28 protein-coding genes are annotated in these 25,252 nt (G+C 73.3%); 12 read left to right on the top strand and 16 right to left on the bottom strand.

Annotation, left to right across the window (positions count from 1 at the left end):
- Nucleotides 1–21 precede the first annotated feature (21 nt).
- Genes ACFYUS_RS33575 through ACFYUS_RS33565 form a run of 3 tightly spaced genes read right to left on the bottom strand, consistent with a single transcriptional unit; the run spans nt 22 to nt 3,157 of the window.
- Nucleotides 22–1,599, bottom strand: a complete 1,578-nt coding sequence (locus tag ACFYUS_RS33575) for a bifunctional RNase H/acid phosphatase (protein ID WP_388860890.1) — start codon at nt 1,597–1,599, stop codon at nt 22–24.
- The gene (locus tag ACFYUS_RS33570) at nt 1,599–2,342 is read right to left on the bottom strand and encodes a zinc ribbon domain-containing protein (protein ID WP_388861158.1); all 744 of its coding nucleotides are present in this window, start codon (nt 2,340–2,342) and stop codon (nt 1,599–1,601) included. Before ACFYUS_RS33570 ends, ACFYUS_RS33575 begins: the two co-directional genes overlap by 1 nt.
- Nucleotides 2,339–3,157 (bottom strand): Nif3-like dinuclear metal center hexameric protein, encoded by an 819-nt coding sequence (locus ACFYUS_RS33565; protein ID WP_388860887.1) that lies wholly within the window; start codon nt 3,155–3,157, stop codon nt 2,339–2,341. The genes ACFYUS_RS33570 and ACFYUS_RS33565 overlap by 4 nt, the downstream gene beginning before the upstream one ends.
- 395 nt (nt 3,158–3,552) lie before the next feature.
- On the opposite strand from ACFYUS_RS33565, the gene ACFYUS_RS33560 reads away from it, so the two are divergent.
- Entirely contained in the window at nt 3,553–4,704 is a 1,152-nt protein-coding gene (locus ACFYUS_RS33560; RefSeq protein WP_388860884.1) for a hypothetical protein, read from the top strand.
- A gap of 47 nt (nt 4,705–4,751) precedes the next feature.
- Nucleotides 4,752–4,907: a hypothetical protein gene (locus ACFYUS_RS33555; protein ID WP_388860882.1), complete on the top strand. Its 156-nt coding sequence runs from the start codon at nt 4,752–4,754 to the stop codon at nt 4,905–4,907.
- 85 nt (nt 4,908–4,992) lie between these two features.
- On the opposite strand, the gene ACFYUS_RS33550 is transcribed toward ACFYUS_RS33555, so the two are convergent.
- Genes ACFYUS_RS33550 through ACFYUS_RS33540 form a run of 3 tightly spaced genes read right to left on the bottom strand, consistent with a single transcriptional unit; the run spans nt 4,993 to nt 7,905 of the window.
- Nucleotides 4,993–5,934 carry a 3-oxoacyl-ACP reductase gene (locus tag ACFYUS_RS33550; RefSeq protein ID WP_388860879.1) on the bottom strand — a complete coding sequence of 314 codons (942 nt, stop codon included), beginning with the start codon at nt 5,932–5,934 and terminating at the stop codon, nt 4,993–4,995.
- A gap of 10 nt (nt 5,935–5,944) precedes the next feature.
- Nucleotides 5,945–7,021, bottom strand: coding sequence for a Zn-dependent alcohol dehydrogenase (locus ACFYUS_RS33545; RefSeq protein WP_388860876.1), 1,077 nt, complete (start codon nt 7,019–7,021; stop codon nt 5,945–5,947).
- Nucleotides 7,022–7,050: 29 nt separating this feature from the next.
- A complete protein-coding gene (locus tag ACFYUS_RS33540) occupies nt 7,051–7,905 on the bottom strand; it encodes a MaoC/PaaZ C-terminal domain-containing protein (RefSeq protein ID WP_388860873.1) in 855 nt (284 codons plus the stop codon).
- Between the two features lie 262 nt (nt 7,906–8,167).
- Between ACFYUS_RS33540 and ACFYUS_RS33535 the strand changes: the two genes are divergently transcribed.
- From ACFYUS_RS33535 to ACFYUS_RS33520, 4 genes are read left to right on the top strand one after another with little or no spacing between them, the layout of a single operon-like run.
- Nucleotides 8,168–9,091 (top strand): ATP-binding cassette domain-containing protein, encoded by a 924-nt coding sequence (locus tag ACFYUS_RS33535; protein ID WP_388860870.1) that lies wholly within the window; start codon nt 8,168–8,170, stop codon nt 9,089–9,091.
- Nucleotides 9,088–9,810, top strand: coding sequence for an ABC transporter permease (locus tag ACFYUS_RS33530; protein WP_388860867.1), 723 nt, complete (start codon nt 9,088–9,090; stop codon nt 9,808–9,810). The genes ACFYUS_RS33535 and ACFYUS_RS33530 overlap by 4 nt, the downstream gene beginning before the upstream one ends.
- A 9-nt stretch (nt 9,811–9,819) precedes the next feature.
- Nucleotides 9,820–10,971 (top strand): sensor histidine kinase, encoded by a 1,152-nt coding sequence (locus ACFYUS_RS33525; RefSeq protein WP_388860864.1) that lies wholly within the window; start codon nt 9,820–9,822, stop codon nt 10,969–10,971.
- The gene (locus tag ACFYUS_RS33520) at nt 10,968–11,573 is read left to right on the top strand and encodes a response regulator (protein ID WP_388860861.1); all 606 of its coding nucleotides are present in this window, start codon (nt 10,968–10,970) and stop codon (nt 11,571–11,573) included. Before ACFYUS_RS33525 ends, ACFYUS_RS33520 begins: the two co-directional genes overlap by 4 nt.
- Here the strand turns inward: ACFYUS_RS33520 and ACFYUS_RS33515 are convergent.
- The 3 genes from ACFYUS_RS33515 to ACFYUS_RS33505 all read right to left on the bottom strand — a co-directional run bounded on the left by ACFYUS_RS33515 (nt 11,570) and on the right by ACFYUS_RS33505 (nt 16,473).
- On the bottom strand, nt 11,570–13,006 hold the full coding sequence (locus tag ACFYUS_RS33515) for an MFS transporter (RefSeq protein ID WP_388860858.1): 1,437 nt from the start codon (nt 13,004–13,006) through the stop codon (nt 11,570–11,572). The genes ACFYUS_RS33520 and ACFYUS_RS33515 overlap by 4 nt on opposite strands.
- A gap of 88 nt (nt 13,007–13,094) precedes the next feature.
- Nucleotides 13,095–14,288: a lipid-transfer protein gene (locus ACFYUS_RS33510; protein ID WP_388860855.1), complete on the bottom strand. Its 1,194-nt coding sequence runs from the start codon at nt 14,286–14,288 to the stop codon at nt 13,095–13,097.
- A 13-nt stretch (nt 14,289–14,301) separates the two neighbouring features.
- A complete protein-coding gene (locus ACFYUS_RS33505; protein ID WP_388860852.1) occupies nt 14,302–16,473 on the bottom strand; it encodes an acyl-CoA dehydrogenase in 2,172 nt (723 codons plus the stop codon).
- A 143-nt stretch (nt 16,474–16,616) separates the two neighbouring features.
- Here ACFYUS_RS33505 and ACFYUS_RS33500 point away from each other — a divergent pair, with 143 nt between their 5' ends.
- Together ACFYUS_RS33500 and ACFYUS_RS33495 are read left to right on the top strand one after the other, a co-directional pair.
- Entirely contained in the window at nt 16,617–17,504 is an 888-nt protein-coding gene (locus tag ACFYUS_RS33500; RefSeq protein WP_388860849.1) for an NmrA/HSCARG family protein, read from the top strand.
- Between the two features lie 30 nt (nt 17,505–17,534).
- Nucleotides 17,535–17,957, top strand: coding sequence for a MarR family winged helix-turn-helix transcriptional regulator (locus ACFYUS_RS33495; RefSeq protein ID WP_388860846.1), 423 nt, complete (start codon nt 17,535–17,537; stop codon nt 17,955–17,957).
- A 19-nt stretch (nt 17,958–17,976) separates the two neighbouring features.
- Here the strand turns inward: ACFYUS_RS33495 and ACFYUS_RS33490 are convergent, their stop codons facing one another.
- Nucleotides 17,977–19,155 (bottom strand): hypothetical protein, encoded by a 1,179-nt coding sequence (locus tag ACFYUS_RS33490; protein WP_388860843.1) that lies wholly within the window; start codon nt 19,153–19,155, stop codon nt 17,977–17,979.
- Nucleotides 19,156–19,296: 141 nt separating this feature from the next.
- On the opposite strand from ACFYUS_RS33490, the gene ACFYUS_RS33485 reads away from it, so the two are divergent.
- Entirely contained in the window at nt 19,297–19,701 is a 405-nt protein-coding gene (locus tag ACFYUS_RS33485) for a DUF4259 domain-containing protein (protein ID WP_388860839.1), read from the top strand.
- A gap of 3 nt (nt 19,702–19,704) precedes the next feature.
- On the opposite strand, the gene ACFYUS_RS33480 is transcribed toward ACFYUS_RS33485, so the two are convergent.
- Entirely contained in the window at nt 19,705–20,127 is a 423-nt protein-coding gene (locus tag ACFYUS_RS33480; RefSeq protein WP_388860836.1) for a hypothetical protein, read from the bottom strand.
- Nucleotides 20,124–20,360, bottom strand: a complete 237-nt coding sequence (locus tag ACFYUS_RS33475) for a hypothetical protein (protein ID WP_388860833.1) — start codon at nt 20,358–20,360, stop codon at nt 20,124–20,126. The genes ACFYUS_RS33480 and ACFYUS_RS33475 overlap by 4 nt, the downstream gene beginning before the upstream one ends.
- Before the next feature lie 206 nt (nt 20,361–20,566).
- On the opposite strand from ACFYUS_RS33475, the gene ACFYUS_RS33470 reads away from it, so the two are divergent.
- Both ACFYUS_RS33470 and ACFYUS_RS33465 read left to right on the top strand, forming a co-directional pair.
- Entirely contained in the window at nt 20,567–21,010 is a 444-nt protein-coding gene (locus ACFYUS_RS33470; RefSeq protein WP_388860830.1) for a hypothetical protein, read from the top strand.
- 106 nt (nt 21,011–21,116) lie between these two features.
- On the top strand, nt 21,117–21,938 hold the full coding sequence (locus ACFYUS_RS33465) for a hypothetical protein (RefSeq protein ID WP_388860827.1): 822 nt from the start codon (nt 21,117–21,119) through the stop codon (nt 21,936–21,938).
- Here the strand turns inward: ACFYUS_RS33465 and ACFYUS_RS33460 are convergent.
- From ACFYUS_RS33460 to ACFYUS_RS33450, 3 genes are read right to left on the bottom strand one after another with little or no spacing between them, the layout of a single operon-like run.
- The gene (locus ACFYUS_RS33460) at nt 21,925–22,323 is read right to left on the bottom strand and encodes a hypothetical protein (protein WP_388860824.1); all 399 of its coding nucleotides are present in this window, start codon (nt 22,321–22,323) and stop codon (nt 21,925–21,927) included. The two genes, ACFYUS_RS33465 and ACFYUS_RS33460, sit on opposite strands and share 14 nt — an antisense overlap.
- A 20-nt stretch (nt 22,324–22,343) precedes the next feature.
- Complete coding sequence (locus ACFYUS_RS33455; protein ID WP_388860821.1) at nt 22,344–22,616, bottom strand: DUF397 domain-containing protein; 273 nt, start codon at nt 22,614–22,616, stop codon at nt 22,344–22,346.
- Nucleotides 22,585–23,424 (bottom strand): Scr1 family TA system antitoxin-like transcriptional regulator, encoded by an 840-nt coding sequence (locus ACFYUS_RS33450; protein ID WP_388860818.1) that lies wholly within the window; start codon nt 23,422–23,424, stop codon nt 22,585–22,587. Before ACFYUS_RS33450 ends, ACFYUS_RS33455 begins: the two co-directional genes overlap by 32 nt.
- A gap of 84 nt (nt 23,425–23,508) precedes the next feature.
- Between ACFYUS_RS33450 and ACFYUS_RS33445 the strand changes: the two genes are divergently transcribed.
- Nucleotides 23,509–23,916, top strand: a complete 408-nt coding sequence (locus ACFYUS_RS33445) for an ATP-binding protein (protein WP_388860815.1) — start codon at nt 23,509–23,511, stop codon at nt 23,914–23,916.
- A 35-nt stretch (nt 23,917–23,951) separates the two neighbouring features.
- On the opposite strand, the gene ACFYUS_RS33440 is transcribed toward ACFYUS_RS33445, so the two are convergent.
- Nucleotides 23,952–25,214 (bottom strand): RNA-guided endonuclease InsQ/TnpB family protein, encoded by a 1,263-nt coding sequence (locus ACFYUS_RS33440; RefSeq protein WP_388860812.1) that lies wholly within the window; start codon nt 25,212–25,214, stop codon nt 23,952–23,954.
- Nucleotides 25,215–25,252: the final 38 nt, after the last annotated feature.

The following is a 25,252-nucleotide window of genomic DNA, read 5'->3' as shown; positions in this document are numbered from 1 at the left end:
CGCCGCCACCGGTTTGCGCCGCTACCGCAGGTGCGAGGTGTCGTTCAGGAGCCGTACGGACGCGTTGCCGTCCGCGTAGTACGCCACGGCCGAGATCGACGCGGCCGACAGCTCCATCCGGAACAGCGACTCCGGCGGGGCGCCGAGCGCGAGCCGCACCAGCGTCTTGATCGGCGTCACGTGGGTGACGAGCAGGACCGTACGGCCCGCGTACGCGGCGGCCAGCCGGTCCCGGGTCGCGGCGACGCGCCGGGCGACGGCCGCGAAGCTCTCGCCTCCGCCGGTCGGCTCGGCCCTCGCCGAGGCCAGCCACGCGTCGAGGTCCTCGGGGTGGCGCTCCCGGACCTCGCCGAACGTCAGGCCCTCCCAGGCACCGAAGTCCGTCTCCCTCAGCCCCTGCTCGATCCGCACGTCCAGCCCGAGCCGGGCGGCGACGGCCCCCGCCGTCTGGCGGCAGCGGGTGAGCGGCGAGCTCACGATCTCCTGGATGGTGCCGCGCGCGGCCAGCGCCTCCGCGACGGCCTCGGCCTGCCGCAGCCCGGCCGCCGACAGCTCGGGGTCGCTGCCCCCGCTCCCCGAGAACCTCTTCTCGGGCGTGAGCGCGGTCTCCCCGTGCCGCAGCAGCACGAAGGTCGCGGGCGCCCCCATGTCGGGGCCGGCCCAGCCCTGGCCGGAGGCGGCGGGGGCCTGCGGCCGAGCCGCCGGGGCGGTGGCATCGCCGTGCGCGGGCGCGGCGAGACCCGTGGCGTCCTGGGCCGGCGCCTGCGCGGGCGCGGCGGTGTCGCGCGCCGGCTCGGGCGCGAGGGGCCGCTCGCCCGTCCCGGGCGGCGTGGGCGGCGTGGCCGGCGCGTGGGCGCGGGCCGCGTGGCCCGTCGGCGCCAGGGCGCCCGCCTCGGCCTCGAAGTCACCGGAGGCCACCGAGGCCGCGACGGCCTCCTCGGCGGCGAACAGGCCGTCGTCCAGCGTCTCGGCGGAGTTCGTCGGGCGCGCCACGGCGCTCGGCCAGGCGCCCGTACCCGTACCGCCCGGGGCGGCCGCCGGTCCGGGGGACGACGTCGCCAGTGCCGCGCGGGCGCGGGCCGCGCCCGCTGCCGCGTCTCCGGGCGGGCCCGAGGGCGGCGGGGTCGCGGCGTTGCGGGCGGCCGAGGCGTCCAGCCCGGCCGTGGAGGCGGAGGGCTGCCACTGGCGGCCGTGCTTGCCGGCGTCCATCGCCTCGTTCGCGAGGCGGTCGGCGTGCTTGTTCCGCTCGCGGGGGATCCACTCGTAGCGGACCTGGCCCGGTGGGAAGACGCGGGCGGCCTCGGCGGCGAGCGGCTTCATGTCCGGGTGCTTGATCTTCCAGCGGCCGGACATCTGCTCGACGACCAGCTTGGAGTCCATGCGGACGTGGACGGCGGCGTCGGGGAACAGCTCCCGGGCCGCCTTGAGGCCCGCGACCAGGCCCTTGTACTCGGCGACGTTGTTCGTGGCCACGCCGATGTACTCGGCGGCCTCCGCGAGGGTCTCCCCCGTCGCCGGGTCGAGGACGACCGCGCCGTATCCGGCGGGCCCCGGGTTGCCCCGGGAGCCGCCGTCGGCCTCGACCACGAGTTCGCGCATTACAGGCCGGACTCCGCGGTGCGGACCAGGATGCGGCTGCAGTTCTCGCAGCGGACGACCTTGTCGGGCGCGGCGGCGCGGATCTCGTTCACCTCGGTGATGTCGAGCTCCAGGCGGCACCCCTCGCACCGGCGCTGGTGGAGCCGGGCCGCGCCGACGCCGCCCTGCTTCTCGCGCAGGCGGTCGTACAGCTTGAGCAGGTCCTCCGGGAGGGGTCCGGCGACGACCTCGCGGTCCTTGGTGACGGAGGCGGACTCGGCGTCCAGCTCGGCCTGGGCGGCGTCGCGGCGCGCGGTGGCGTCGTCGACCTTGGTCTGCACGGCGGCGACCCGCTCGGTCAGCTCGGCGAGGCGCTCCTGGGCGGACTCGCGGCGCTCCATGACCTCCAGGACGATCTCCTCCAGGTCGCCCTGGCGCTTGGCGAGGGAGACGATCTCGCGCTGGAGGTTCTCCAGGTCCTTCGGGGAGGAGACGGCACCGGAGTCGAGGCGCTGCTGGTCGCGCGCGGCGCGCTGGCGGACCTGGTCGACGTCCTGCTCGGCCTTGGTCTGCTCGCGGCCGCAGTCGCTCTCCTCGGTCTGCGCGGCGACGAGCAGGTCGCGCAGCTGGGTGAGGTCCTTGGTCAGCGCCTCGATCTCGGCGTGCTCGGGCAGCGAGCGGCGCTTGTGGGCGAGCTGCTGGAGGCGGACGTCCAGGGCCTGGACGTCGAGGAGGCGGATCTGGTCGGCGGGCGCGGCGTTCAGTTGGGGGCTCCAGGAGAGGTGTGGTGGGAGGACCAGGGGTCGGTGACCGTCTTCGAGACGTGGACGCGGAGGTCCCAGCCGTGGCGGTCGGAGATCGAGTCGAGCTGCGCGGCGGCCTGCTCGCACCAGGGCCATTCGGTGGCCCAGTGGGCGGCGTCGACCAGGCCCAGGGGCGACTGCTGGGTCGCCTCGGAGACCGGGTGGTGGCGCAGGTCGGCGGTGAGGAAGGCGTCGACGCCCGCGGCCCGTACGGCGTCGAAGAGGCTGTCGCCGGAGCCGCCGCTGACGGCGACGCGGCGCAGGATCATGCCGGGGTCGCCGGCGACGCGGATGCCCTGCGCGGTGGCGGGCAGCCGCTTGGCGGCGCGGGCGGCGAACTCGGCGAGGGTCTCGGGGTGGTCGAGCTCGCAGATCCGGCCGAGGTTGTTCTCGGGGACGAGGGGGCCGGTGACCCGGAGGTCGAGCGCGCCGGCGAGGGCGTCGGAGACGCCGGGGTCGGCGGTGTCGGCGTTGGTGTGCGCCACGTGGAGGGCGATGTCGTGCTTGATGAGGGTGTGCACGACGCGGCCCTTGAAGTGGCCGGCGGCGACCGTCGTCGTCCCGCGCAGATAGAGCGGGTGGTGGGTGACGATCAGGTCGGCGCCGAGGGCGATCGCCTCGTCGGCGATGTCCTGGACGGGGTCGACGGCGAAGAGGACGCGGGTGACCTCGGCGTCGGGGTCGCCGCAGACGGTGCCGACGGCGTCCCACGACTCGGCTCGCTCTGGCGGCCAGAGGGCGTCGAGCTCGGCGATGACTTCAGACAGACGGGGCACGAGGGAAAGGCTACCTGGCCCCCGCGTCCCGCCGCCCTGGCCTGTGGATAACCCGGCCGGACGGTCCGGCGCCGCTTCACGGGGCTCCCGCACGGGTCACCCCGGAAGGAACGCCGACAGGGACACGGCAGGAACGCCGGCAGGGACACGGCAGGGATACCGACAGGAACACGGCAGGGACGCCGGCAGGGACACCAGCGGGAACCCGCGGACACCGGAGGCGGAGCCTCCACTTAGGTTCGCCTTACCTCCCTCACCACGCGTCACTCCAGCACACCCACCCCCTCCCCCTCAGCAGAACCGCCGCACGGCCACCCTTATGTGTGAAGTGACCCCACTCGTGTTGTTCGGCTGGAAGTGCGAAAACTAGCTTCGTGGCCGGAGGTGACGAGTCGATGACAGCGTGTGCCATCGAGACCACGGCCGAGGACGACGACCGCGCGGGGCTTCCCGGCGGTGACGGCGGCCGGCCGACGGGGTTCACGATCACGGCCAACGGCGCGTACGCGGCCAGGCTCGCGGGCGACGGTGACGCCCTGTACGTGGAGAGGTGGACCCTCGACGGCCCGGAGCCGTACGCCGTGCCGCTCCCCCTCGGCCAGCCTGAGGAGCCCTGCACCCGGCTGCTGCCCCTCGCCGACGGCCGGGTCCTCGTCGCCCGCCGCGTCGACGGGCGGCGGAACACGTTCTCCCTGCTCTACCCCACCGGCCCGGCCACCGGCGAGCTCCAGCTCGGCGCCGTGGAGGCGCCCGGCTCCGAGCACCTGGTGCTGCTCCCGCCCTCGCCGGACGGCATCTGCGCGTACGCGATGTGCGTCGGCCCCGACACGACGACGCTGTGGCTGGTGGCGGGCGGGGCCTTCGGCCCGGAGAAGGTGGCGGAGGTCAGGGGCCACTGCTCGGGCGGGGTGTGGCTGGACCGCACGGGCCGGATGCTCGCGCTCGACCGGCGGCTCGACGACGGCCCGGTGAAGGCGGTCGCCGTCGACCTGGAGCGGGGCGGGGAGGTGACGCCGCTGCTCCAGATCACCGAGGAGAGCGACGACCGGCTGCTGCTCGCGGACCCGGACAGCGGGCTGCTCCTGATCCGCTCCGACGCCCCGTCCCCGGGGCACGACCGGCTCGGCTGGGGCGTGCTCGGGAGTCTGCTGCCGGTGCGGTTCCCCGAGTGCCTGCGGCTCGACGACGCGGCGGTGACGCCGTTCGCGGTGCAGCCGGGACAGGTGCTGATGCCGGAGAGCTGCGCGGTGGCGCTGCGGATCGACGCGGCGGGCGGCAGCTGGGTGGGCGTCTGGCAGCCCTCGTCCCGCCGGATGGCCCCCATGGCGGCGCCCCAGGGCTGGCTGGCCGGGGCGGGCCTGTGGACGGCCGGGGGCGTGCTGCGGCTGCCGTACGCGACGGCCGGGGCGCCGTGCGGTCTCGCCGCCCTGGAAGTGCCCCCGGAGCCGGAGCCCGGGCCCGGGCCGGTGACCGTCGAGGAGCCCCGGGTCTGCCGCCCGGTGCCTTTGCAGCAGGCTCCTCTGACGGACCGCAGACCGGCTGGCTAGACTCTCCGCCGCACAGCAAGAGCACGACCAACGGGGTGAGTTCCAGCATGTCCGAAGCAAGCACGCAGGGTACGGAGTCGCACGGCTCCGGGAAGCACCGCGGCCAGGCGTCCCCGGCGGAGGACTCCACGTCCTCCCCGCACGGCCGGCACCGCCGCGAGGCCGAGGCCGCGCGCGACAGGCAGATGGCCCACGCGCGGTAGGCGGAAGCGGTAAGAGGAGAAGACGAGCAGGGCCCCGGGGTCTCCCCCGGGGCCCTGCTTCCTTCCCCACCACCACCCCCGTGGCTCAGCCCTTCTTCAGACCCAGCACCTCCGAGGCCGCGAACGTCTCGCCCGCCGGCCGGGACGCGTAGTGCGGGGTCAGGAGGGAGTCCAGCTCCTCGTACGTGAAGGCCTCCTTGGCCGTGTCGAACTTGGCCGAGACCCTCGGCCGGTCCACGATCGCGACCATCCCGCCGTGCACGACGAGCAGCTGGCCGTTGACCCCGGCCGCCGCCGGGGAGGCCAGATAGCCGACGAGCGGCGCCACGTGGTCCGGGGACAGCGGGTCGAGCTCCCCCTCCCCGGGCTCCCCGAAGCCCGCGAAGACGTCCTCGGTCATCCGCGTCCTGGCCCGCGGGCAGATCGCGTTGGCGGTCACGCCGTACCGGGCGAGCGCGAGCGCCGACGAGGTGGTCAGGCCCACGATGCCGCCCTTGGCGGCCGCGTAGTTGGGCTGGCCGGCCGAGCCCGCGAGGAAGGCCTCCGAGGAGGTGTTGACGATGCGGCCGTAGACGCCGGTCTCGCCCGCCTTGGAGCGGCCCCGCCAGTGCACCGCCGCGAAGTGGGTGGTGTTGAAGTGGCCCTTGAGGTGGACCCGTACGACCGAGTCCCACTCGTCCTCGCTCATCGAGAAGACCATCCGGTCGCGCAGGATGCCCGCGTTGTTGACCAGGACGTCCAGCTTCCCGAACTCGGACACCGCCAGGTCGACCAGGGCCCGCGCCGTCTCGAAGTCGGAGACGTCGCCGAGGTGGGCGACGGCCCGGCCGCCCGCCGCGCGGATCTCGGCCGCGACCTCCTCGGCGGGTGCGGCGGAGGCCTCGCCCGAGCCGTCGCGGCCGGGCTGCCCGTAGTCGTTGACGACGACGGCGGCGCCGAGCCGGGCCAGTTCCAGGGCCTCGGCGCGGCCGAGACCGCGCCCGGCGCCGGTGACGATCGCGCTCAGCCCCTCAAGAGGCAGTGACATCGAAGTCTCCTCAGATCTCGATGCAGGTACGGAGGGCCGCGCCGGTCCGCATCTGCTCCAGGGCCTCGTTGATGCCCGCCAGCGGCACCCGGTGGGTGATGAGCGACTCCAGGTCGATGCGGCCGGCCCGCCAGAGCGCGATGGCCCGCTCGTACGAGCGGATCACGTCCCCGCCGCCGTACATCGAGGGCAGGATCCGCTTCTCGTCGAAGAACAGCTCGAACATGTTGAGCTGGAGGAAGTCGTCGAGGGCGCCCGCGCCGACGACGCAGAGGGTGCCGCCGCGGCGGGTCGTCTCGTACGCGGTGCGGGCGGTGGCGGACTTGCCGACGACCTCGAAGACGTAGTCGAAGCCCTCGCCGCCGGTGATCCGCTGCTTGGCGTCGGCGAGCGCCTCCGGGGCGACCGCCTCGGTGGCGCCGAACCTCAGCGCGGCCTCGCGCCGGGACTCGACGGGGTCGACGGCGACGATCTGGGCGGCGCCCTGGAGCTTGGCGCCCTGGATCGCGGAGATGCCGACGCCGCCGCAGCCGATGACGGCGACCGACGAACCGGCCTCCACCTTGGCCGTGTTGATGGCGGCGCCGAGGCCGGTGGTGACGCCGCAGCCGATGAGGGCGGCGATGTCGAAGGGCACGTCGTCGGGGATGGGGACGGCGCAGCCCGCGTCGACGACGACCTCCTCGGTGAAGGTGCCGGTGCCGGCGAAGCCGAAGACGTCACCGCCGGGGCGCTTGAAGTTGGGGATGCCGGCGTTCATGAAGCCGGCCAGGCACAGCTGGGTCTGGCCGCGCTTGCAGGCGGGACAGCTGCCGCAGGCGGGCAGCCAGCAGAGCAGGACGCGCTGGCCCTGACTGAGTCCGGTGACGCCGTCGCCGACGTCGAGGATCTCGCCGGCGCCCTCGTGGCCGGGGATGAAGGGCGCGGGCTGCGGGAGGACCCCGCTCATCGCGGAGACGTCGGAGTGGCACAGGCCGGTGGCCCTCACCCGGATCCGCACCTTGCCCGGGCCGAAGCCCACCGCCTCGACGTCGTCGACGACTTCGAGTTTGTCCTGGCCGATCTCGTGCAGTACGGCTGCGCGCATGGTGCGGCTCCAATCAGGCGAACAGGCGATCAGGAGTGTTCGACGAGGGTGTCGGCGAGGACCGGGGCGTCGTCGCGCTCCACGGCCGTCACCGCCACCTGGACGCGGCCGTCCCCGGCCCACATCCGGATGCGCAGGGTCTCGCCGGGGAAGACGACCCCGGCGAAGCGGGTGCGGTACGCGCGGACCCGGGTGACGTCCCCGCCGAGCAGCGTGTCCACCACCGCCTTGAGGGTCATGCCGTACGAGCAGAGCCCGTGCAGGATCGGCCGGTCGAAGCCGGCGAGCTTGGCGAACTCGGGGTCGGCGTGGAGCGGGTTCCAGTCGCCGGAGAGCCGATAGAGCAGGGCCTGCTCCTCGCGGATGGGCCGCTCGGCGGTGGCGTCGGGCGCGCGGTCCGGGAGCGCGAGGCGCTCGGAGGGCCCGCGGTCGCCGCCCCAGCCGCCCTCGCCGCGCACGAAGATCGAGGCGTCGCTCGTCCACAGCGGGCCGTCCTCGTCGGCGGCCTCGGAGCGCAGCACGAGGACGGCGGCCTTGCCCTTGTCGTACACGGCGGCGACGCGGGAGGTGGAGACGGCGCGGCCGCCGGTGGGCAGCGGGCGGTGGAGGGTGATCGACTGGCCGCCGTGCAGGACGGCGGCGAGGTCGATGTCGATGCCGGGGGCGGAGAGTCCGCCGACGACGCCCATGCCGGCGCCCGCGACGGTGGCGAAGCTGGGCAGGACGTGGAGCCGGGACTCCAGGGTGTAGCGGAGCTCGTCGGGGTCCGTGGCCGGGACGCCTGCCCCGAGGCCCAGGTGGTAGAGCTGGACGTCCTTGTGGTCCCAGGAGATCTCGGCGCTGCGGGGTTCCGCGGCGACGGCCTTTGCGGGGTCGATGGGCATCGGGCTGCAGCTCCTTGTGGCGGGTGGAGACCTCGGCGCGGCCGTCCGCACCGTCGACCGCACCGAGGCCGTGCGGGGACCGCCCCGGAGACGCGCCGGATCTAGAACGCGTTCCAGTTCGGTGACCCATGTATAGCGGAGGGGCGGTGGGTTGGGAACCCCTCCTGACGGTACGTCAGATGGGACCCCGGGACATTTGTCACGGCCGGGTCCGTACATCCACGCCTGCCGGACCCCGGCCCCGCTCCGTAGCGTCGTACCCATGAAGAACGAGACAGCGGTCGCCTTCACCGGAGTCACCCGGTCCTTCGGACCGGTCCGCGCCGTGGACGGCATCGACCTCACCATCCGCCGCGGCGAGACCGTCGCCCTGCTCGGCCGCAACGGCGCCGGCAAGTCCACCACCATCGGCCTGCTCCTCGGCCTCGACGAGCCCGACGGCGGCGAGGTCCGCCTCTTCGGCGGCACCCCGGCCCGGGCCGTCGCCGCCGGCCGGGTCGGCGCGATGCTCCAGGACGCCCGCCCGGTCTCCCGGGTCACCGTCCGCGAGCTCGTCGCCTTCGTCACCCGGACCTACCCCGAGCCCATGGCGGTCTCCGAGGCCCTCGCGCTCGCCGGCCTCGCCGACCTCGCCGACCGCCGGGTCGACCGGCTCTCCGGCGGCCAGGTCCAGCGCGTCCGCTTCGCCGTCGCCCTCGCCGGCAACCCCGAGCTCATCGTCCTCGACGAGCCCACCGCCGCCCTCGACGTCGAGGCCCGCGAGGTCTTCTGGGAGTCGATGCGCGGCTACGCCCGGCGCGGCAACACCGTCCTGTTCTCCACCCACTACCTGGAGGAGGCCGACGCCAGCGCCGACCGGATCGTCGTCATCGACTCCGGCCGCGTCCTCGCCGACGGCACCGCCGAGCAGCTCAAGCGCGCCGCCGGCGGCAACCTCGTCTCCTTCGACCTGGCCGGCGAGCCCAGCGAGGGCCTGCACCTGCTCCCCGGCGTGACCTCCGTCGAGATCCGCGGCGACCGCGCCCGGCTGCACAGCGACGACTCCGACGCGACCGTCCGCGCGCTCGCCGGGCGGAACGCGATCCGGGGCCTCGAAGTCGCCCCCGTGTCCCTCAACGACGCCTTCCTCACCCTCACCTCGCGCGCCTCGACCGCGCAGGCCCCCTCCCTGGAGACGACCCGATGATCACCGAGTACGTACGCCTCGAAGTCCGCCGCACCCTGCGCGACACCGGCTTCGCCATCGGCTCCATCGCCGTCCCGGTGATGATGTACCTCCTCTTCACCAACCTCGGCGGCCAGAACGAGGAGGCGTGGAAGACCGCCTCCATGGTCGGCATGGCCGCGTACGGAGCGCTCGGCGCCGCCCTGTCGATCGGCACCGGCGTCGCCGAGGACAAGTCGTCCGGCTGGCTGCGGCAGCTGCGGATCACCCCGATGACCCCGCGCCAGGTCGTCACCGGCCGCGCCCTCACCGGCTCGGTGGTGGTGCTCCCGGCGATCCTCGGAGTCCTCCTCGCCGGCGGCCTGGTCAACGGCGTCCACCTGGCGGCCTGGCAGTGGGCCGCGGTCGCCCTCGCCCTCTGGCTCGGCTCCCTCCCCTTCACCCTCCTCGGCATCGGCAACGGCTACCGCCTCACCGCCCAGACGACGGGCGTCGCGAACATCGCCTGCAACCTGGGCCTCGCCGTCCTCGGCGGCCTGTGGTTCCCGGTGAGCCTCTTCCCCGACTGGCTGCGCTCCCTCTCCGCGTACACCCCCACCAACCGCTTCGCCGAACTCGGCGTCTCCGTCGCCGACGGACACGCCCCGGGGACGACGGCCCTGGCGGTGATCGTCGCCTGGGCGGCACTGTTCGGGACGTACGCGGCGGTCTCGTACCGTCGTTCGGCGAGGACGGTGTGAGGAGTGGACGTGACGATCCGGCGGCGGTTGAGGACGAGAGCGCACCAGCGTGACGAACGGGGGCCCAGCGGACTGAGCCTCCTCCCCTGGCTGCTGATGGGCCTGGGGGCGCTCTCCCACCTCATCAGCGGCGAGGCGCCCAACCCGTGGATCGGCGTCCTCGGTCTGCTCGCCTTCAACACGCTGTACATCGCGATCGTGTTCCGCGCCTTCGACCCGATCCGCCGGGAGACGCCCCTGACCTGGGGACTCCTCATCGGCCTCGGGGCGCTCACCTTCGGTCTCGCCATCGGGTACGGCCGGGAGTGGCTGCTCCTCTTCCCGCTCCTGGGCCTCGGGGTCGGCGCGGTGGTGCGGCGCGGCCGGCTCCTGCCCGTCATCACCTTCCCGCTGGTCCTCGCGGTCGGCGTGGTGACCTTCTGGCGGGACGGCTGGGACTCCATCGGGATCGTGTACGGCACGTTCATCTCGATCATGGTGACGGCGGCGATCCTCGCCCTGGACGAGACGGTCCGGCAGCTGCGGGCGACCCGGGAGGAGCTGGCCAGGGCGGCCGTCGAGAAGGAGCGGCTGCGCTTCTCCCGCGACCTGCACGACCTCCTCGGCCACACCCTGTCGGTGATCGTCGTGAAGTCGGAGGTCGTGCGGCGCCTCGCCCCGCACGACCTGGACGCGGCCCTCGCGCAGGTCGCGGACATCGAGTCCGTGGGCCGCCAGGCGCTCACCGAGATCCGCGAGGCGGTCACCGGCTACCGCGAGGGCAGCCTCGCCACCGAGCTCGACCGGGCGCGCGACGCGCTCTCCACGGCCGGCATCGAGCCGGTCGTACGGCGCTCGGGCCCGCTCCTGGAGCCGCAGACGGAGGCCCTGCTGAGCTGGGTGGTGCGGGAGTCGGCGACGAACGCGGTACGGCACAGCGGCGCGTCCCGCTGCGAGATCGACCTCTCCGGCACGGCCGAACGGGTCCGCCTCACCGTCACGGACAACGGCCGCGGCCCGGCGGACGCCACGCCGGGGAGCGGACTGCGCGGCCTGCGCGAGCGTGTCGCCGCGGCAGGCGGCACTCTTGACTCGGGACCGGCGCCGCGCGGCGGGTTCCGGGTCACCGCGGAACTCCCCGTGGAGACCTCCGTACAGCACCGGGGGGAGCCCGCGGAATGATCAGACTTCTGCTCGCCGAGGACCAGGGCATGATGCGCGGGGCGCTGGCCCTGCTGCTCGGCATGGAGCACGACATCGAGGTGGTCGCACAGGTCGGCCGGGGCGACGAGATCGTCGACGCGGCGCTCCTCGCCCGCCCGGACGTGGCCCTGCTCGACATCGAACTGCCGGGCCGCTCGGGGCTCGACGCGGCGGCGGACCTGCGGGACGAGGTCCCGGAGTGCCGGGTCCTGATCCTCACCACCTTCGGACGCCCCGGCTATCTGCGGCGGGCGATGGAGGCGGGTGCGGCGGGCTTCCTCGTGAAGGACGGTCCCGTGGAGGACCTCGCCGAGGCGGTCCGGCAGGTGCTGCGGGGCGAGACGGTCATCGACCCGGCCCTCGCGGCGGCGGCCCTCAGCGCGGGCCCGAACCCGCTGACGGGTCGTGAGCGGGACGCCCTGGCGGCCTCGGTGGACGGCGCGACGATCGCGGACATCGCGGCCGCCCTCCACCTCTCGGAGTCGACCGTACGGAACTACCTGTCCTCGGCGATCGGCAAGACGGGCACCCGCAACCGCATGGAGGCGGTGCGGGCGGCACGTCAGCAGGGCTGGCTCTAGGACGTGGCGGTCCCGGCGCTCCGGCGGGGGAGCCAGAGCAGCATCAGCAGGGCGGCGGCGACGAGGACGGCCGTCGAGACGCGGAAGGCCGCCGCGTAACCGGCGGTGAGGCCGGCGGGGGTCGCGGCCGGGCCCGTGACGGCGGTCGCGAGGGTGGTCAGGACCGCGATGCCGAGGGCGCCTCCCATGGTGCGGGAGGTGTTGACGAGGCCGGAGACGAGGCCCGCGTCGCCCGGGGCGGCGCTGGAGGTGGCGAGGGTGGCCAGCGGGGTGGTGGCCAGGCCGATGCCGCCCATCATCAGGATGCCGGGGCCGAGGATCGTCGTGAGGAAGTCGCCGTCGACGGTCATGGTGGACTGCCAGGCGAAGCCGGCGGCGCCGATGAGCGCGCCGGCCACCGCGAGGTTCCGGGCGCCGAAGGCCGGCATCAGACGCGGGGCCGCCTTCGAGCCCAGGACGACGCTGAGGGAGCTGGGGACGAGCGCGAGGCCGGCCTGGAGCGGGCTGTAGCCGAGGACGCTCTGCGCGTACGTCGTCATGAAGAACCACATGCCGAACGAGCTCGAACCGCACAGCATGATCCCCACGTTGGCCGCCGACACCGCACGCGTGCGGAACAGTTTCAGCGGCATCAGCGGGGCCGCCGTGCGGGCCTCGACGGCCACGAAGGCCGCGAGGATCCCGAGGCCGCCGAGGAGCGTCAGGACGGTCGCCGGGTCGGTCCAGCCGGCCGCCTCGGTCTGCACGATGCCGTACGCGAGGCCGGCGAGGCCCGCGGTGACGAGGACGGCGCCCGGCAGGTCGAGGCGGCGGCCGGTGCCGGTGCGGCTCTCGCGGAGCCAGAACACCGCCCCGGCCAGGACGAGGACCCCCACGGGGACGTTGACGAGGAGGACCCAGCGCCAGGAGAGCAGGTCGACGAGGAGCCCGCCGACGAAGCCGCCCGCCGCGCCGCCGGCCGCGCCCACCGCCGTCCAGGTGGCGATGGCCCGGGTCCTGGCGGGCCCGGCCGCGACGGCGCCGGTGACCAGGGTCAGGGTGGCCGGGGAGAGGACGGCCGCGCCGAGGCCCTGGGCCGCGCGGCCCGCGACGAGCTGCCAGCCCTCCTGGGCGAGGCCGCCGGCGACCGAGGCGGCGGTGAAGAGACCGAGGCCGAGGAGGAACATCGCCTTGCGCCCGTAGAGGTCGGCGGCCCGCCCGCCGAGCAGCATGAACCCGGCGAAGGCGATCGCGTACGCGCTGATCACCCACTGCAGGCCGGCCGCCGAGAGTCCGAGGTCGGACCTCATCGACGGCAGCGCCACGTTCACGACGGAGACGTCGAGGACGACGAGGAACTGGCCCGCGCAGGCGGTCAGGACGACCGTCCAGGCGCGGGCGGAGGGTTTCGGGGCGGAGGGCGTGGTCGTGGTGGCGGAGTCGGTCTGCGGCATGAATGTGATGGTCGCAGACCGGCTCCGCCCCGTACATGGGGAAATGGACCTACGCCCCGGGCCCGGGAACGGTCCCGGGAATGAGGCCCTACGCCTTCCGCAGGAGCGTCACCACCGCCGCGCCGCCCAGGCCGATGTTGTGGGCGAGGCCGACCCGCGCCCCCGTCACCTGCCGGGCCCCGGCCTCGCCCCGGAGCTGCCAGACGAGTTCGGCGGCCTGGGCGAGGCCGGTGGCGCCGAGCGGGTGGCCCTTGGAGATGAGGCCGCCGGAGGGGTTCACGACCCAGCGCCCGCCGTACGTGGTGGCGCCGGACTCGACGAGCTTGCCGGAGGCGCCCTCCTCGCACATGCCGAGCGCCTCGTAGGTGAGCAGCTCGTTGATGGAGAAGCAGTCGTGGAGTTCGACGACGTCGACGTCCTCGATGCCGAGGCCGGAGCGCTCGTACGCGAGGCGGGCGGCGGCCCGGGACATCGGGCGGCCGACGGCGTCGATGCAGGAGCCGGAGGCGAAGGACTCCTCGGTGTCGGTGGTCATCGCCTGTCCGGCGATCTCCACCGCCCGGTCCCGCAGACCGTGTTCGTCGACGAAGCGTTCGGAGACGACGACGGCGGCGGCCGCGCCGTCGGAGGTGGGCGAGCACTGGAGTTTGGTGAGCGGTCGGTGGACGGTCTTCGCGGCGAGGATCTCGTCGACGGTGTAGACGTCCTGGAACTGGGCGTTCGGGTTGTTCACGGAGTGCTGGTGGTTCTTGGCGCCGACGGCGGCGAGCTGCACCTCGGTGGTCCCGTACCGCTCCATGTGCTCGCGGGCGGCGTTGCCGAAGATCTGGGCGGTGGGCGGGGACATCTCGAAGCCGTGGGCGGCGGCCATGATGCCGTAGTGCCGGGCGACGGGCGAGGTCTTGAAGTCCCCGGCGCCGGACCCGCCGCCGAGCGCGCCCCGGGCCATCTTCTCGAAGCCGAGGGCGAGGACGCAGTCGGCGATGCCGCCCTCGACGAACTGGCGGGCGACCATGAGGGCGGTGGAGCCGGTGGCGCAGTTGTTGTTGAGGTTGTAGACGGGGACGCCGGTGAGCCCGAGTTCGTACGCGGCCCGCTGGCCGGCGGTGGAGGCCTGGAAGCAGTAGCCGACGGCGGCCTGCTCCACGCGCGCGTAGGGGACGCCGGCGTCGGTGAGGGCGGCGGTGCCGGCCTCCTTGGCCATGTCCCAGTACTGCCAGTCCCGGGTCTCCGGCTTCTCGAACTTCGTCATGCCGACGCCGACGACATACGCCTTGCCCATTCCGATTTCCCCCTCAGTCCTTCGGGAGGCCGAGCAGGCGCTCGGCGACGACATTGAGCTGTACCTGTGTGGTGCCGCCCGCGATGGTGAGGCAGCGGGACATGAGCAGGCCGTGGACGGCCCGTTCGCCGGGGCCCTCGCGGACGGCGCCCTCGGGGCCGCGGAGTTCGAGGGTGAGTTCGGCGAGTTTCTGCTGGTGGAGGGTCTGGACGAGTTTGCGGACGCTGGCGCCGGCGCCGGGTTCGAGGCCGGACACCTGGAGCAGGGTGGTGCGCAGGCCGATGCACGCGAGCGCGTGGGCCTCGGCGAGCAGGGCCCCGATGCGCACGCGTACGGAGCTGTCGACCTGGTCCGCCCGCTCGATGACGGCTTCGAGGCCGGTGTCGAAGGCGACCTGGTCGGCCATGTGGACGCGTTCGTTGCCGAGGGTGTTGCGGGCGACGCGCCAGCCGTCGTTCACCTCGCCGACGACGGCGTCGGCGGGGAGGAGGACGTCGTCGAACCAGACCTCGTTGAAGAGGGAGTCCCCGGTGATCTCCTTGAGCGGGCGGATGTCGATGCCGGGGGTGTTCTTCATGTCGACGAGGAAGTAGGTGAGCCCCTGGTGCTTGGGGGCGGTGGGGTCGGTGCGGGCGAGCAGGATGCCGTGGTGGGCCCACTGGGCGGCGCTCGTCCACACCTTCTGCCCGTTGATCCGCCAGCGCCCGTCCTCGGTGCGTTCGGCGCGGGTGCGCAGGGAGGCGAGGTCGGAGCCGGCTTCGGGCTCGGAGAAGAGCTGGCACCAGAGGCGTTCGCCGCGCAGGGTCGGGCCGAGGTGCTCGGCCTGCTGCTCGGGGGTGCCGTGGGCGAGCAGGGACGGCACCACCCAGGTGGCGATGCCGAGTCCGGAGAGTCTGATCCCGGCCTCGTCGAGCTCCCGTTGGACGGCGAGCTGCTGGAGGGGGCCCGCGCCGAGCCCGTACGGCTCCGGGAGGTGCGGGGCGGCGTAGCCGGTGGGGACGAGGGCGCGCCGGGCGGCGGCCGGGTCGAGCCCGGCGGCGGGGGCGACGGCCTCGCGGGCCTGGCGGCGGTACGGGTCGGCCTCGGGCGGCAGGTCGAGGCGGAGGCCGCGCCGGACGCCGGCGGCGGCGTGCCGGAGGGCGGCGAGCCGGTGGTGGTCGCCGGTGCCGAGGAGCTGGCGGGCGACGAGGGCGCGGCGCAGCAGCAGGTGGGCGTCGTGCTCCCAGGTGAAGCCGGTGCCGCCGAGGATCTGGATGCAGTCCTTGGCGCAGGTGTACGCGGTGTCGAGGGCGGTGGCGGCGGCGAGCGCGGCGGTGAGGGAGCGGGCTCCCTCCTGGCTGTCCTGGCCGGCGCGGGCGGCGTCCCAGGTGAGGGCGCGGGCCTGTTCGAGCCGGACGAGCATGTCGGCGCAGAGGTGTTTGACGCCCTGGAACTGTCCGATGGGGCGGCCGAACTGTTCGCGGGTGCGGGCGTGTTCGGCGGCGGTCTCGACGGCGCGGGCGGCGGTGCCGCAGGCGTCGGCGGCGAAGAGGACGGCGGCGAGGTCGTGGACGAGGGCGGTGTCGAGGTCCAGGGCGCGCGCGGCGGGGACGTGGGCGGCGCGGGCGGTGATCTCGGCGGTGGGCCGGGTGGGGTCGGCGCTCTCGTGGGGCCGGACGGCGAGGCCTTCGGTGTCGACGGCGAGCCAGACGGAGCCGTCGGCGGTGGCGGCCCGGAGGAGGACCAGGTCGGCCTGGGCGCCGCCGAGGACGGGGGGCGCGGTGCCGTCGAGGAGGTGTCCGCTCGCGGTGCGGACGGCGGTGAGGCTGCCGGTGCCGCCGAGGGCGACGGCCCCGATCCGCTCCCCACGCGCGAGCGTGCCGGCCGTCTCGTGCCGCCCGCAGCGGTGGAGGAGCTCGGCGGCGAGCACAGAGGGCAGGTAGGGCCCGGGCAGCAGGGCCCGCGCCGCCTCCTCCACGACGACGGCGAGGTCCCCGAGGTCGCCGCCCCCGCCGTCGTACTCCTCGGGGAGGTGCAGCCCGAGGAGCCCCTGCTCGGCGGCGGCGTCCCAGTACGCGGGGCGGCCGGTGGCGGTGTCGGGGACGTCCAGGTGCTTGCGGACTTCCTCGGGGGGTACGGCGCGGGTGAGCCAGCCCCGGACGGATCGGGCGAGCTCCCGCTGTTCGTGCGTGATGGCGATGCCCATGCGCCGCAGACTAGAACACGTTCCATTCTGACGGAAGGTCAGAAACATGATTCGAGAAAACCTGCACGACGCAGAGAAAGATAGGTAGAGTCTTCTGCGTAACGCAGAGAATGCACGACACAGCCACACCTTTCGGGGGAACCATGCTCACCGTCGCCGTCACCGGAGCAACCGGAGCCCAGGGCGGGGCCACCGCCCGCAGCCTCCTCTCCGCGGGCCACCGGGTCCGCGCCCTCACCCGCCGCCCCGACTCGCCCGCCGCGGACACCCTGCGCGTCCTCGGCGCCGACGTGCGGTACGCCGACTTCGACGACCGCGCCTCGCTCGACGCCGCCCTCGCGGGCGCCGACTCCCTGTTCGCCGTCACCGCCTTCGAGGCCGGCATCGAGGCCGAGATCCGGCAGGGCAGGGCCCTCGTCGACGCGGCCGCGGCCGCCCGCCTCGGGCACGTCGTCCTCACCTCCGTGGCCCACGCCGACCGCGACACCGGCGTCCCCCACTACGAGAGCAAGCGGGCGGTCGAGCACCACCTCCACGCCTCCGGCACGCCCTGGACGGTGATCGGCCCCGCGGCCTTCATGGACAACTACGCCGGCGGCTGGACCGCCGACGGACTGCGCGCGGGAACCTTCGCCTGGCCGATGCCCGCCGACCGCCCGCTCGCGCTCATCTCCTCACAGGACATCGGCGCGTTCGCCGCGCTCGCCCTCGGGCGCCGCGCGGACTTCACGGGCCGGCGCGTCGACATCGCCGCCGACACGCGCACCCCCGGGGAGATGACCGGCATCCTCGCCGCCGCCCTCGGCCGCCCGATCGCCTACGAGGAGGTTCCCCTCGCCTACGTCCGCACCCGCTCCACGGACCTGGCGGCGATGTTCTCGTACTTCACCACGACCGGCCTCGACGTCGACGTCACCGGACTGCGCCGCGAGTTCCCCGAGGTCGCCTGGCACGGCTTCGACGACTGGGCCCGAACACAGGACTGGACGTCGATACTGGCACCCGAGCCCGCGCTGTCGTCCCACCGCTGACACCCTTCCTCACCGTTCGGAGAGTCCCGCATGGAGCGCAAGCCCAAGCCGATCGGCTTCCTGCTCAACCGCACCGACGAAGCCCTCACGCGTGTCATGGACGGCACGCTCGGGAAGTTCGGCCTCACCCGCCTCGCCTGGCAGGTGCTCAACGTCGTCAAGGACGGCGACGGAACCACCGACGCCGAGGTCCTGTCGATCCTCTCGGCCAACGCCGACGCCCCCGCCCTGACCGCCGCCGTCGACACCACCGTCACCGGCGGCTGGGTGTCCCGCCCGGCCCCCGGGCGGCTCGCCCTCACCCCGGACGGCGCCGCCCGCCTGGCCGAGGTGGCGGACCACGTGAGGGCCTTCCGGACCCGCTCCGTCGACGGCATCACCCCGGAGGAGTACGGAACCGCCGTCCGCGTCCTGGAGCGCATGATCGAGAACCTCGAAGGCACCCGGCCCTGAAGGCGAAGGGCCGGGCCGGTCAGCCGCGCATGATCCTCAGCCTCTCCGGGCCGCAGCCGATCCGCTCCGCCTCCGCCGCCACGTAGGCCGGGAGCAGCGAGCGCGTCAGGTCGAAGGCGACGTCGTCGATCGCCCGCTTCTGCTCCACGAGGAAGACCACCGACCCCTTCGGGCACTTCGCCTTGTAGGCGGCGCGCGTCTCGCTCAGCGAGCCGTAGCCCTTGGGGCCCTCCACCCGGTTGCCGCCGTGCAGTACGGCCTTGTTGAAGATCGCGGTCAGCGACGGGTCCTCCACCGTCGTGAACCTGAGGTACGTGTTGGGGAGCGAGCCGCCCACCTCGCAGCTGCGGGCCGGGCCGCCGAGATCACCGAAGCGCTCCTGCCCGAGCGCCTCACGCCGCTCCGGGGAGAAGCCGGCGGGCAGAGCGAACCCCTTGATCCCGCACAACGCGTCCTGGTCCGCCTCCTTCCAGTCCCCCGCCTTCGCCAGGGCGCCGGGCGCCGCATAGGACTGCGAGCAGCCGAAGGAGCGGATCGCCCCGTTGGCCGCGTCGACGACCGCCCGGGCCAGGGCGGCACGGTCCTCCTCCCACCCCGGAAGCCCCGGGTCCGAGTCGACCCCCGCACGCCCCAGGTTCACGTCGACGACGGTCGCGGCCTCGAAGTCGCCCGGCTTGCCCGTGCACTTCTCGGGAAGCGCGATCCAGGCCCGCGCACCCGAGACCATGCCGGGCAGCCCCTCGCCCAGGGACACCATGTCCGGGTCCAGATAGTCCGCGGGCCAGCGGTCGCCGTCCATGCCGTACAGACCGTCGAGTTCATGGACGCGGATGTCCACCGCCCGGAGCAGCCGCCCGTCCCGGGAGCTCGTCACCCGACAACTCCCGTACGTGAGGCCACTGCCGCCGCCCAGACGCTGGTCCTCGGAACGGACCTCCCGGCCCTCCCCGAAGAGCGCGCTCACGGTCCCCTCGCTCAACGAGCCCCAGCAGGGCGCCGGGCCGCCGACCAGCGGCAACGTATCGGTGCGCCACGCGACGACACCGGCGCCGAGCAGGGCCCCGACGAGCCCGGCGACCACCGCCGTGCGGGCGGTACGGCTCCGCATCAGGCGCCGCAGCGGCGACACTCGCCCACCACCACCGCCCGACTCCACGGTCTCCACCGTCTCCTGTGCCGCCTCGGCCTGCTCGTTCACGTCCCGACCCCCGCGTCGCGTCCCGTACCGCCCGTTCCGGCGGCCCGGAAGAGCCTAGTCCGGCGGGCTCTCCGGGGGCGTTGTCAGTGGCGGCTGTCACGCTGTCGGTACAGCTGATCGAGAGCAGAGAGCGAGCACACCATGGGTACGTGGGACATCGGCCCCTTCGACAACGACACCGCCGCCGACTTCTCCTACCGGGTGGACGAGGCCCCGGCGGAGAAGAAGGCGGAGGTGCTGCGCACGGCCTTCCGCGAGGTCGTCGAGACCGGCGGCGACTACCTCGACTCCGACCTGGCCGTGGAGGCGATCGCCTCGGCCGCCCTGCTCGCGGCCCAGTGCCCCGGCGGCGAACCGGTCACCACCTCGTACGGCCCGAAGGACCCCCTGCCGCCCCTCCCGGCGGAGCTGCGCCCGGCGGCGGTCGAGGCCCTGGACCGGGTCCTCACCGAGCCGTCCGAACTCCTGGAGCTCTGGGAGGAGTCGGACGGCGAGGAATGGAAGGCGGGGGTACGCGCGCTGCGGGCCGTCCTCGCGAAAGCCTGACCGTCAGGGGCGGAGACCCTTCACGTACGCCGCGCTTCCGTACGTATGCGGATCCGGTACCTCGACCTGGAATCCGGCCGAGGCGAGGATCCCCAGCAGGGCGTCCTGCATGAACTGGTGGACGTCCCGGTGATGGCGTACGACCGGAGGCGGATTGCCGTAGTCGATCCCCTTCGCGAAGAGTTCGCCGGCGGCGGTCCGCAGCTCGTCGCCCGTCTCCCAGTCCACGAACACCCCGCCGTCGGCCATGCGGTCCACGTGGACGACCGCACCGGGCCGACGCGGCGGGCCGCCCTCGACGTCGCCCCTGCAGGCGGGGAGTCCGGCCCTGGTCAGCTCATGGCAGACCTTGTCGGCCAGGTCGTTCCACTCGGCGACGACTTCCGGCGTGGCCTGGGGCGGCAGGTCGAACCGAGGCTCGTTCATGCGCCCGGCCGAACGAACGTGGGCCGCAGCGCGGGGAGCAGGTCGGACATCCGTCCGAACTCGGTGTCAGGATCGACGTAGACCACCGCACCCGACCGGTCCGGGCCGTCCGAACCCCCCTCGCGGAAGGCGGGCAGGCCGGCACGCCGAAGTTCCTGGACCACCAGGTCGGCCAACTCGGTTCGCACGGGAATGACTTCACCGGAAGCACGGGGGAATCCGTACTCGGTCACGATGCTCCTTCCCCCTTCCGGTGAGGCGCGGTGAACGTCGCCGACAGGGCCACCTCGTCGCGTTTTGTCCCCTGCCGGGCCCGTCGGGGACGGACCAGGTTATCGGCCTCCCCGGCTTCAAGGCATCCGCCGGCACGGGAGCACACGCGGCACAGGGGCTTCGCTCTACTGTGGAAGGGGGACACACGTACGAGAACGGGGGGTTCATGGACGTGCGGACGTGGGGGCTGGTCATGGAGATGACCGTGGGGCTCGGGGAGCGCAAGCACACGGAGGCCTACGTGATGGCGCACGTCTCCGGGTCGCGCGAGGACGCGTTGGAGGAGCTGGAGCGCCGGGCTCGGAGCTTCACACCGGAGCACCCCCGAAGTCCCAAGCGCCGTCGGCTCCTTCGGAAGGAGGACGGGTTCCTGCTCGTCGTGGACGGAGCGTGGCAGTCGTACGTCACCCGGTTCACGGTGGCGGAGCTCCTTGAGGACTCCGCCGCGCCGAAGCCCGCGCCCGAACCTCCGGCTCCGGAGCCGGAGTCCACGGCGGTGGAACCGGAACCCGAGCCGGACATGGAGCCGGACGTCGAACCGGGCGTCGAGCGGTACGCGGACGGGGTGCCGGTCAGACCGACGTGGCTGGGCCGCGACGACCTGCCCTGAGGACGTCCGGCGGGGCGGGGGGCTCCGGGCCCGGACCGCCTGGACTTCCCCGCCGGTGGTTCGACGGGCGCTGACGGCGGCGGCCGGCGGGGGCTACGCTCCCGCCATGTCGAGCATCCGTGCGGTGATCCTGGACCATCGGCGGGCCGACGGCCTGCCCCCGTACGAGCGGCCCCGTCCCGGCGCGCCGCTCGCCCGCCGGGACGGGACCGCCGTCCACGGCAGGACCTGCGCGGTCACCGGCGTCGGCGCCGACGGCCGCACCCTGTGGACGCACTCCTTCTCCGGGCGGCCGAACGCGGCGCACATCTCGGGCGGCCGGGTCCTCGTCACCACCGACTCGCTGGAGTACACGGCATGGGGCCACCTCGGTCCGGCGCTCCTCCTCGACCTCGCCGACGGGCGGCTGGTCGCCGAGCTGCGCGGGGCGCGCGGGGCGGCGCGCGGCGGCGGCCGGTTCCTGCTGGGCCTGGAGGGCTACGGCATCTTCGAGACGCGGGAGTACGACCGCGACGGCGACGAGACCGACCGGTGGCCCTCGTACGGGCACTACGTCGTCGGCAGCGGCGTCCGGGTCGTGGAAGCGGACCGGAACGTCCCCACGAAGAACCGGGTCGTACGGCTCCTGCCCGGCGGCGTCGTCACCCCCGGCCCCCAGCTGTCCGACCCGCAGCCGCCGAAGCCGGTCGTCCTCCCGGACGGGACCGTCCTGGTCCTCGACGGCGGGACGCTCCGGGCGGTGGGGCGGGACCTCGGCACGACCGTCCTCGCCGAGCTGAAGAAGATCGGCGACGGCCGGGCGATACGGACCCTCCACCAGGACCAGGAGGGCAGGATCGTCGCGAGCATCGCGGAGCCGCACCCGACCGACCCGGCGAAGTACACCGTCGAGACCTGGACCCTCCGCCTCTCCCCTACCGGCGCCTGAACCGGAGGACGACCGCGGCGACGGTCGCGGCCACGGCGGTCACCCCCAGGACCAGCAGCCCCGGGTTCACCCACCACGGGACGACCTCCTCGCCCTGGCAGACCAGACTGACGGGCAGCGCGCTGCTGGAGTCCGGGTAGACCATCACACCCGCGTTGAACCAGCACGCGTCCTTCGGGAAGAGCGACGGCAGGTACGACAGGCCGTACACGTGCAGCGCCCCGCCCGCGAGGTAGGCGAGCCCGGCGATCCAGGCGGCCTTCTTCGCGGGGCTACGGCGGGGCCGCGGCGGCGGGGGCAGCGCGGCGTTCTCCCGCCGGGCCCGGACCAGCCCCACGTACGTGATCCCCGCCCACGCCGGCAGGACGAGGGCGAGGATCACCATCCCTATGAGGGTCGCCACGGTCAGCCGCCGATGCGCCCCTCGGCGGCGGCGCTCACGAAGGCCGTGAAGGCGGCGGGGGTGGCGAGGAAGGCGGGGCCTTCGGGGTTCTTGGAGTCGCGGACGGCGATGTGGGCGGTGAGGTCGGCGACCTCGATGCAGTCGCCGCCGTTGGGGCCGCTGAACGAGGACTTGCGCCACGCAGCGGCGCCGAGCGGCGCGCACTCGATGCACTCGCCGCCGTTGGAGCCGCTGTAGGACGACTTACGCCACCGCAGGTCCTGGCTGGTGTCCATACCGCTCCCTCATCACGCGTTCGATCAGTGCCGCCGAGTCCTCCCGGGAGAGGGCCGAGGCCTGCAGCCGAGCGTAGCCGACGGAACGCTCCCTGATCACTTGCGGATTGGCGGTCATGTGCCCCGAGTCGTAGCTCTCCGAATAGAAGAGATCCGGGTCGTCGTCGAAGCGCAGCAGAGTGAACGAGCCCATCATCGCCGCGTGCTGGCCCACCTTGAAGGGAAGCACCTGCACCTGGATCCACGGATGGTCCAGGAAGCCCAACACGTGGTCGAGTTGGTTCCGCATGACTTCGGCACCGCCGATCTCCCGATGCAGCACCCCCTCATCGAGCACGACGCACAACACCGGCGGATGCTCGCGCCCCAGGATCCGCTGCCGGTCCATCCGGGCCGCCACCATCTCGTCGAGCCGATCCGGGTTCTCCACGCCCAGGACGGCCCGGGCGTACTCCTCCGTCTGGAGGAGGCCGTACACGAGTTGCGCCTGGTACGTGGAGAGGTACGTCGCCCGCGCCTCCATCTCCGCGTACGCCTGGAACCACGTCGGCAACTGGCTCCGCAGGACCAACCCCACCAGCCGTGAGAACGAGCCGCTCGTCATCAGCGCCGCGTCCAGTCGTTCGGAGAACTCGCGCGTGGGGACCTTCTTCGCCGTCTCGATCTGGCCGATCAGCGAACCCGTGCAGTAGAGGATCTTGCCCAGCTGCGGCTGGTTGAGGCCGGCCTCCTCTCTCAGGCGGCGGAGTTCCGAACCGTAGTAGTCCAGCGGCGAGGCGCTCGGATCCAGGTTGCGGATGTTGACCACGGCGAGGTCACCCCCTAGCGGACGCGCGAAGGCGTTGTGTTCAGGCCGTAGCCGAGCGTAACGAAGAGGCTCCACGCTGGTGGCATGAATGACGTAACTGACTTCTACCCTGCGGAAGTTACCCACAGCTACCGCATGGGGTTCACCGTGGGTGAGCACTCGGCCGGTCACATGCGCCGCATCCTGCGCATGTTCCTCACGCGTTGGGGACTCGACCAGCTGTCCGATTCCGCGACGCTCGCACTCACGGAGCTCGTCGCCAACGTCGTCCGGCACGTGCCAGGCCGCCGCTGCTCCGTACTCATGCTGCGGGAGCCGTACGGGCTCCGGGTCGAGGTCGCGGACGGCGTGCCCGGCGGCCTCGTCGCCAAGGCGGCCGATCCGCTGGACGAGGGGGGCCGGGGGCTCGCGCTGATGGAGGCCGTGACGGACCGGTGGGGGGTGGAGGAGAGGGGCGAGGGGAAGACGGTGTGGTTCGAGTGCGACGATTGACATCCTCCACCCCGTGAACGGGACGGAATCCCACCTCAGGCCGCGTGCGGCTGGGTGGGTGGTTGACGCTTCGCAGACCGGGCGATCCCGAAGTCTCCACGTCCTGACACCGCCTGCCCGGCGGCGTGATCGATGTTGCGTCCCGCGTTGGTGTCCGCGTTCGCCTCGAACCCGCAGCTGGGGTTCTTGCAGACGAATCGGGCCTGGGTCTCCCGGCTGCCGGGTGTGATGAACCCGCACGCGGAGCAGCGCCGGGAGGTGTTCGGCGCGGGGACCTTGACCACGCTGCCGCCACGGTCGGCGCTCTTGTACTCCAGCATGGTCACGGTCCTGCCCCACGCTTCGGCGGCGATCGCACGGTTCAGCCCGGCTTTCTGGCGGACGTTCCTGCCCGGGGTTTCCACGGTTCCCCGGGCGGACCTGACCATGTGGGTGATGGCCAGGTCTTCCACCCCGACGCGCGAGAACATTCCGGCGATTTCGGTGGTGGTCTTGTGCTGCCAGTCGACGGCCCTGCGCTTGGCTGTCGCGCGGAGCCGGGCGATCTGGTCATACGTGCGCTTCAGACGCCTGGAATTCCTCTCTCCCGGCTTGCGGGCACGGCGCCCTCGTTCCTTCGTCTTCTCCAAGCGGCGCAGCCTTTCGGCCTCGCCGGATGACAGCCACGGCCTGTGCTCGCGGAAGGTGCCGTCCGAGAGGGCGAGGGGCTTGGTGATACCCCGGTCGATGCCGACCGTCGGCCCGGTGTGCGGGGCCGGTCCGGGCACGTCGCTCTGGACGCGGAAGACGACATGCCATCCGTCCGCTTCCTTCACGAGCCGGGCCCCGGTCACCCGGTTCTCCTTGTCGGCGCGCTTGCCGACGGGGAGGTCCTTGGTCCAGCGGAACAGGAGATGCCCGATCTTCGGCGCCCACATGCGGCCCCACCGGCGGTTCAGGCGCACGATCTGAAGGTCGCGGCCCTGGGGGATGTCGACGGCCATGCGGGACCGGGAGCGGCCCTTGAAGTTCGGGGCCTGAGCCCTGCCTTCCCAGCAGTTCTTCCACGCCTGAAAGTACGTCTTCAGCACGGCCTGAGCCGCCTGCGCCGGGAGGACGCCGAGCCAGGGAAGATCCCTGCGGCCCTGGCGGATCGCCGTGTCCGCGGCGGCCAGGTTCCGGCGCTCCTCGGGAAGCATCGTCCACCAGTCGTGCACGAGGTTCCACATCGCGCGGGCCGCGTGACCCTGCTCCTCAGCGGCCAGCGCCTGAGCGGGGGTGAGACAGAGCCGGGCCTTGTGACCACGCTGACGCTTCAACACCCCTCCCGATCAAGCTCATTGACTGACACTGAAGA

The sequence above is a fragment of the Streptomyces sp. NPDC004284 genome (assembly GCF_042874035.1).
Taxonomy (GTDB): domain Bacteria; phylum Actinomycetota; class Actinomycetes; order Streptomycetales; family Streptomycetaceae; genus Streptomyces.
Note: the sequence above shows the minus strand (reverse complement) of the source record. Positions and strands in the feature narration are given on the sequence as shown.